Below are 7,721 nucleotides of genomic sequence, written 5' to 3'. Positions count from 1 at the left end.
AAGTATGTTTTAAGCGAACTTTTCCGCATAATTTTTATAAATATTGATGTATAGGGAGAGCTATATGTTGTTTATCTGAAGAAAAATACATTTGGGCAAAAGGCGCTTTTCAACTTGTGATGCTTCGTGTTAATTGCTTAGTTTTACAAGGCTCAGTCTGTTCTATTTAATTTATGACTAAAATACACCCTTACTTAAGGTGCTTGTCCTTACTGGCAATGTGTTTATTGCTGTGGAAACAACCTTTAGTAGCACAAGCGCCGGAAAAACCATCTGCTGCCAAAATACTGCAAGACCTGAAACAGCTGAACGTTCTGGGGTCGGTATTATATGTGGCGGCTCACCCCGATGATGAAAACACGCGGCTCATCGCTTACCTCTCAAACGAAAAGCTTTATAACACCGGCTATCTTGCTATTACCAGAGGAGATGGAGGACAGAACCTGATAGGCCCCGAAATTCGGGAAGGGCTTGGTATCATACGAACACAGGAATTGCTGCAGGCCCGCCGCACCGACGGAGGGCAGCAGTTTTTTACCAGAGCTAACGATTTTGGCTATTCGAAAGATGCCGACGAAACGTTTACCATCTGGAACAGAGAACAGGTGTTGGCCGATATGGTCTGGACCATTCGAAGGTTTAAACCCGATGTCATGATAACCCGCTTCCCGCCCGATGAACGGGCTGGCCACGGGCACCATACGGCCTCTGCTATTCTGGCAGAAGAAGCTTTTAAAGCTGCCGCAGACCCCAAGCGCTTTCCGGAGCAGCTAAAATATGTGGATACATGGCAGCCAAAGCGCCTGCTGTGGAATACCGGTGTGTGGTCTTTCAAAAGCCAGGAAGAGTTTGAGAAGTTTGGGAAAGAGCTGCTGAAAATTGATGTAGGCGGCTTCAATCCTTTGCTAGGCAAGTCCTATGGCGAAGTGGCAGCAGAGAGCCGCAGCATGCACAAGAGCCAAGGCTTCGGCTCTAGCGGCTCCCGCGGTACAAGTATAGAATATTTGCAGCACACAGCCGGAGACAAGGCGCAGCAGGATCTCTTTGAAGGTATAAATACCAGCTGGAGCCGTGTAAACGGAGGTGAAAAAGTAGAAAAGCTGATTCAAAAAGCCATTAATACTTATTCGCCAGTCAATCCGTCAGGTATTGTGCCAACGCTTCTCGCTGCAAAAAAAGAACTCCAGAAACTGCCGGATACCTATTGGAAACAGGTAAAGTTAGCCGAATTGCAGAAGGTGTTACAGGCATCCTTGGGTTTATACTTAGAAGTGACCGCCGCTGATTATGCCGCGACTCCCGGGCAGCCAGTAAAACTCCAGGTAGAAGCCGTAAACCGCTCTGCTGTGCCCATAACCCTGCAAAGTATAAAGTACTCCTTCGCAGCAAAAGATACTACGCTTAATTATACTTTAAAGAGCAACGATCCGCTAAGGTATAACACCACGAATCAGCTGCCACAGGACATCGCCTACTCACAACCGTACTGGTTACGGCAGGAGGGAAGCGTGGGGATGTTCCACGTGCAGCACCAGCAGGAGGTAGGCAAGCCGGAGAATAGTGCGGCAGCAGAGGCTACTTTTAAGCTGCTGGTAGCCGGAGAGCCGTTGCAACTGAGCGTGCCTGTTGTGTATAAGCGCACCGACCCGGTGGAAGGAGAAGTATACAGACCCTTCGTTGTTACGCCACCGGTGTTTCTGAATCTAAAGGAGCAGGTGTTTATGTTTGCAAGCCAGGAGCCGAAGCAGGTGCAGGTGCTGCTAAAAGCAGGAAAGAGCAATGTGACAGGAGAACTGAAGCTTACGCTACCGAAAGGATGGCGTGTAGAGCCCGCAAGTGTTCCTTTTCAGCTACAGGCAAAAGGGGCAGAAAAGAGCGTCGGCTTTATGGTTTACCCTCCCAAAGAACAGCAGCAGGCACAGTTAAAGGCAGTTGCCACTGTAGCAGGCAAGGCTTATAGCCAGGGCCTGAACGAGATTAACTATAGCCATATTCCGGCGCAGGTAACTTTTCCGGAAGCTACAGCAAAAGTGGTGAAGCTGGATTTGCAAAAGAGAGGCGATAAAGTGGCCTACTTGATGGGAGCCGGCGATGAAATACCGGTAAGCCTGCAGCAGATTGGCTATGAGGTAACCCTGTTGAAAGATGAGAACATGCAGCTAAGTTACCTGAAGCAGTTTGATGCTGTTATACTTGGCGTACGTGCCTATAATACAGTAGAGCGACTCAAGTTTTACCAGCCAACGCTGCTGGAGTACGTGGCGCAGGGCGGTAACCTGATTGTGCAGTACAATACCAATCATAGCCTGGTATTGCCTGACGTTGCCCCGTATCCACTACAATTAAGCCGCGACCGCGTAGCCGTAGAGGGGGCAGAGGTCCGTTTTCTGAAGCCGGAGCACCCGGTGCTGAATTCACCCAACAAAATCACGCAACAAGATTTTGAGGGGTGGGTACAGGAGCGTGGATTATACTTCCCTAACAAGTGGAGCGATGAATTTACTGCGATACTTTCTTCTAACGATCCAGGTGAGCCTGCCCGTGACGGTGGTTTGCTGGTAGCTAAGTATGGCAAGGGCTATTACATTTATTCAGGCTACTCCTGGTTTAGAGAGCTGCCTGCTGGTGTGCCTGGTGCGTACCGCCTGTTTGTGAACCTTATTTCCCTGGGTAAGGGCGGCGAGAACTCACCAGAAGCAAAATCAAATAAAAGGTAGTAGAACAAAATATTCTGTGCTCAACTGTGTATGATAAATAAAAGCGAACCGATCGATCAGGAGCAGCCCATTGATAAACCTCCTTTTTTCAAGACCTGGGCTGGCATGTATAAGTTAGTGCTGGGCAACCTGGTATTCCTGATTATACTGTTTTACATCATCACCAAAATTTACGAATGAGGCCACTCGATTGGATTGTGCTACTGGGCACCCTTGGGTTTATTGTAATCTACGGTATCTGGAAAACGCGCGGCAGTAAAGATATTGAAGGGTATTTGAAAGGCGACAACAGCATGAAATGGTGGTCGATTGGGCTTTCCATTATGGCTACGCAGGCCAGCGCCATCACTTTTCTCTCCACACCGGGGCAGGCTTATGAAGATGGTATGCGCTTCGTGCAGTTCTATTTCGGCTTGCCTATCGCGATGGTCATTATCTCTATCACAGTAATTCCTATTTTCTACCGGCTTAATGTATACACAGCCTACGAATTTCTGGAGAACCGCTTCGATCTAAAAACCCGTTCGCTGGCAGCTATTTTATTCCTGATACAGCGAGGGCTGGCCGCAGGAATCACGATCTATGCGCCTGCTATTATACTTTCTACCATGCTGGGTTGGAGCCTCACGGTAACAAACCTGCTGATTGGCGTTCTGGTGATTTTCTATACTATGTCGGGGGGCACCAAAGCTGTAAGCGTTACGCAGAAGCAGCAAATGGCTGTAATGATGGGCGGGATGATTATAGCGGGAATTATGGTGGTGAGTTACCTGCCGGAGAACGTGAGCTTTGGTGACGCAGTGGCCGTGGCTGGCAAAATGGGTAAAATGAATGTGGTGGATTTCTCCTGGGATTGGGAAACGAGCTGGGACGACCGCTACAATTTCTGGTCGGGCATTACCGGCGGCCTGTTCCTGGCGCTCTCATACTTTGGTACCGACCAAAGCCAGGTGGCACGCTACTTAGGCGGCAAATCTCTAAGCGAAAGCAGACTCGGGTTGCTGTTTAATGGCCTGCTAAAGATACCTATGCAGTTTCTGATCCTGTTCATCGGGGTAATGGTGTTTGTTTTTTACCAGTTTAACCAGCCGCCGGTCTTCTTCAACGATGCTGCCAAAGACAAAGTATACGCCACCGAGTATGCAGATGAGCTGCGGGGGCTGGAGGCAGCGTATACCTCAGTTTTCGAACAGAAGCAGGTGGCTGTACAGGGGCTGGTTTCTGCGCTAAAAGCCGAAGACGAGGCCGCAATTGCTGCTGCAGAAACTAAAGTAAATGCTTTTACGGCTGCTGGTAAACAAGTACGGGGGCAGGTGAAAGATGTGATTGAAAAAGCTGTTCCTGGCACAGAGACAAAAGACACAGATTACGTCTTTATCTCCTTTGTGATGAAATACCTACCGGTTGGGTTAGTCGGGCTGCTGTTGGCGGTGATTTTCTCGGCGGCTATGTCGTCTACTGCTTCAGAACTGAACGCACTGGCTTCTACCACTGTAATTGATATTTATAAGCGCTCTGTGCAGCAGGAGGGGAGTCCAAAGCACTACCTTGTTGCTTCCAAGCTTTTTACAGTAGCCTGGGGCGTGGTGGCGATTATATTTGCTACCTATGCCACACTGGTAGACAATCTGATTGAGGCTGTAAATATTATTGGCTCTATCTTTTACGGTACCATCCTGGGTATATTCCTGGTGGCGTTTTATTTCAAGCGCATCAAAGGAAATGCAGTTTTCTTTGCGGCTCTGCTTGCTGAAGCAGTAGTGCTTTACTGCCATTTCTACACCGACATCGCTTTCCTCTGGTTCAACGTAATCGGCTGTGTTTGTGTGATTGTGTTTGGGTTTATACTTCAGGCGGTGATCGGGGAGAAGAAGCAGGTTGTGTAACATAGCCAAGGACTATGCAGAGCTGCACATGCCGCCAGTGCCTTAGCTGACGCAGAATCACCCCGGCCCTTTCTTGTGTAAGGAGGGGAATATTTTCTCCTGCCCAAAGACAGGAAAGGGAGTAGCGGTACTGCCAGTGCTAGAAGAAGAGCAAGAGCCTGGCTATTTGAAACTTTCCCAGTCCTTAGGTTGAGCGCCTTGTGCATGTTGCGGTGCCCGTTAGGGCAGCCCGCAGCGGAGCTAATAGAGGGCCCCTACCCCAGCCGTGAGCGCTCCAAAGCAACAGGTGAAACAATGGGTATTTGGGAGCTGGAGGATAGGCAGTAGTTAGAAAAGTTAGCTTGGCTGAGGTTGCGCCAACAGATGTTCTGGAAGTATGGCCAGAGCTTTTCAGGTATGGCTCTGCGAGCCAGTAGAGCTGGAAGCTCTACACTATAATTGACACTAGCTGCAAGCTAGCGCCAGCGGGCAACTGGGGCTAAGCAAGTATTGCAGAGGCAGTCAAGGCTCGAACGAACGCTCGCGCCAGCGAAGGCTTGAACTGAGACAAAAGCAGGAGCAATGTTAATGATAACCTACCATTACCTTGGCTTCTGCGCAGCAACAATATAAACTAAACTTCCTCCTGCCGAAACATACTCCTCTCGCTGCAGCTTTTCCTTTAGCATGATCTTGTTGTAAAGCAGCTTCTGCCAGTAAGCATCAAACTTGTCTTTATCGCCGCCACCAGCCATAAAGTAGTTCAGGTTGTCTTGGTAGTCATACCCCATCGCCTCAGACTCTACCCACTGCAGCATTTGCTCTACGCGCAGCATTTTTTCCTGGGTATCATAAGGGGGAATGATGGAAAGTGCCTTATCTGAAATCCATACTTTTATATCCCTCAGGCCAGCCTTCATGAAAAGATCAGGAATAACATCACCTAGCGAATTAAACCCTTCACCCAGCTGCTTTTTGCCTTTCTCTATGCGGAGCTTTATCTCCAGCACCTCCAGCATGGCTTCCACATTATAGTCCGTCTCGCCGTAGCGGTCGAACATCAGGTTAGGCACCAGGTTGTTTGGTTCCAGCGCCAGCACCCATCCACCTGGTTTCGTTACCCGGATCATCTCCTGAATAACCCGCTGTGGATTCTTTACATGTATCAGCAGTGTCTGGCAAAGGGTAACATCGGCTATACTATCAGGTAAAGGGATTTCGGTGGCGTTGCCTACTTTAAACTCATAGTCGATGGTGTTGTGGCCAAACTCACTCTGAGCCCGTTGGCGTGCTTCTGCAATGTAGCCTGGTTCATAATCCACGCCATATACCTTACCGCCGCTTGGCATATACTTCGAGAACTTAAAGCCCATCATACCTTTGCCACAGCCAATATCAACCAGCGTGTTAATGTACGGCAGATACAGGCGCTCGGCCAGCAGCTCCAGGTAATCATCGTTCCACCAGTATTCCCGGGCGGGGCCCAGGTGATCTTCTGAATGCTTCTTCTCTTCCAACAGTTATCGATTTTTAGGTGACACAAAAAAGCCTCCGGAGGCATACCCCGGAGGCTTTTTATACGCTAAAGCAAAGATAGCTTTATTTTGCCTTTTTCCACTCAGCAATAGCTTTGTCGTTCAGGCTAACATAGTCAGCGTTGTCGGCAGCTTTAGCCAGTTCTTTAGACTTTTCGGCAGTTTTGATGGCTGCCTTATAGTTTTTCATTTTTGCCTCAATCTTAGCTTGCGTATGTACGTTCCAGAACTTAGGATCAGTGGCATTGGCTTTCTTCATCCACTCGTGCGCCTGCTTCAGGTCACGGTTGTTTTCGAAGTAATAGCTGGCCGCCGCCGCATATAACCCAGGCGTAACGTTAGTACCGTTAATTACCTGCTGCTGTATCTGGCTCATTACCTTGGTATCAACATCTGTTTTGATGGTGAAAGGCACTACTACATCATCCCACATCAGTTCTAGGTCTGCAGCATCCTGCTTCAGGTTAGCAAAGTTGATCGTGAAAGACTCCACCTTGCGCGAGTTTTTCTGAGCCTTAGCTTTGAAACGAACCAAATCCTCGGCAGGGTTATAATCTTTTCCGCCGTCACCCCAGTGCTTGGTGTTTTTATGAATGATCACTGTCCACTCGTCCTGTCCGGGGATTGTGTAAAGAGCGTACTCGCCAGCTGGAATACTATTGCCTTCAATCGTCACATCATCAGAGAATTTTATCTTTGTAGAGGCATTGGCTCCTGTACGCCATACATCACCATAAGCTTCCAGACCACCATCTCCGAATATCTTACGGCCTTTCATGGAAGGACGGGAATAATCTACTGTTACAGTAGAAAGTCCTACTGTTTGCTCTAGTTTTTGTGACGGACTTGGCGCTGGCATTTTGATACCTTGTGCCTGAACGCTATTTGCACCAAATAAAAGGGCAGCCGAAAGGGCGATTCCAATAAAGGTTTTCTTCATTTTTATTTTGTTGAGATTAGCTTTTGTATGATGTAATATTACGAATTATCTACACTTGAACCGAACGTTGTTTGTCCATCGGTTCTCTTATTCGACAAATTAGAAGCTGCGTCCTATACTCAACCCAAATCGTGGTACTAATGCAAACCCAGAGGCTTCGGATTTGTTTTCGGGAGATATAAATGGAGTAAGTGCCACTCTTATCAGCAGGCCGCCGTCCGGCTGCTGGTACCGAAAACCAAGTCTGGCAAAGTAAAGGTTTTGTAACAGATCAGGCTCATCTGTAAAGCGCTTGGTATAGCCCAGGCCAAACTCTAAATGCTTTTGCTGTCGGCCAATCATGCCTATTGCCTCTACAGGTACAACAGGATAAGCCTTCGGCTCACTTTCCTGAAAAAACATGTTGGTTCCAAAGCCTATACGTACAGCAGCTTTAAAACTATTATGCGTGTAAACGATGCGATCGTAGTTGATGGAGTAGACATCAGAATTATTACCGATCTCCAGGTAAAGGGAATTAAGAGCTGTAAAGCGATTGCTGGTTGAGTCTGATTCAAATTCAAACTCTGGTTCTTCCTGTGCCTGTGCTACAAAAGCCAGAAGCAGAAAAGGGAGCAGAAGGAGCTGTTTCAAACCAACGTTAGAAATAAGGTACATAAGTATA

Annotated in this window: 6 protein-coding genes; 3 read left to right on the top strand and 3 right to left on the bottom strand. The window is 48.0% G+C overall.

Annotation, left to right across the window (positions count from 1 at the left end):
* Window positions 1-218 precede the first annotated feature (218 nt).
* Genes ACFQ2O_RS18210 through ACFQ2O_RS18200 form a run of 3 tightly spaced genes read left to right on the top strand, consistent with a single transcriptional unit; the run spans window position 219 to window position 4,603 of the window.
* Window positions 219-2,717 (top strand): PIG-L family deacetylase, encoded by a 2,499-nt coding sequence (locus ACFQ2O_RS18210; protein WP_377531226.1) that lies wholly within the window; start codon window positions 219-221, stop codon window positions 2,715-2,717.
* Window positions 2,718-2,747: 30 nt separating this feature from the next.
* Complete coding sequence (locus ACFQ2O_RS18205; protein ID WP_377531222.1) at window positions 2,748-2,897, top strand: hypothetical protein; 150 nt, start codon at window positions 2,748-2,750, stop codon at window positions 2,895-2,897.
* A complete protein-coding gene (locus tag ACFQ2O_RS18200; RefSeq protein ID WP_377531219.1) occupies window positions 2,894-4,603 on the top strand; it encodes a sodium:solute symporter in 1,710 nt (569 codons plus the stop codon). The genes ACFQ2O_RS18205 and ACFQ2O_RS18200 overlap by 4 nt, the downstream gene beginning before the upstream one ends.
* A 581-nt stretch (window positions 4,604-5,184) precedes the next feature.
* On the opposite strand, the gene ACFQ2O_RS18195 is transcribed toward ACFQ2O_RS18200, so the two are convergent.
* The 3 genes from ACFQ2O_RS18195 to ACFQ2O_RS18185 all read right to left on the bottom strand — a co-directional run.
* Window positions 5,185-6,099: a class I SAM-dependent methyltransferase gene (locus tag ACFQ2O_RS18195; protein ID WP_377531214.1), complete on the bottom strand. Its 915-nt coding sequence runs from the start codon at window positions 6,097-6,099 to the stop codon at window positions 5,185-5,187.
* Between the two features lie 82 nt (window positions 6,100-6,181).
* Window positions 6,182-7,057: a DUF2911 domain-containing protein gene (locus tag ACFQ2O_RS18190; protein WP_377531212.1), complete on the bottom strand. Its 876-nt coding sequence runs from the start codon at window positions 7,055-7,057 to the stop codon at window positions 6,182-6,184.
* Between the two features lie 99 nt (window positions 7,058-7,156).
* On the bottom strand, window positions 7,157-7,721 hold a 565-nt coding region (locus ACFQ2O_RS18185), incomplete at its 5' end, for a hypothetical protein (protein WP_377531209.1).

The sequence above is a fragment of the Pontibacter rugosus genome, assembly GCF_042678745.1.
GTDB classification, from domain to species: Bacteria; Bacteroidota; Bacteroidia; order Cytophagales; family Hymenobacteraceae; genus Pontibacter; species Pontibacter rugosus.
This window is presented reverse-complemented; position numbering and strand designations above follow the sequence as displayed.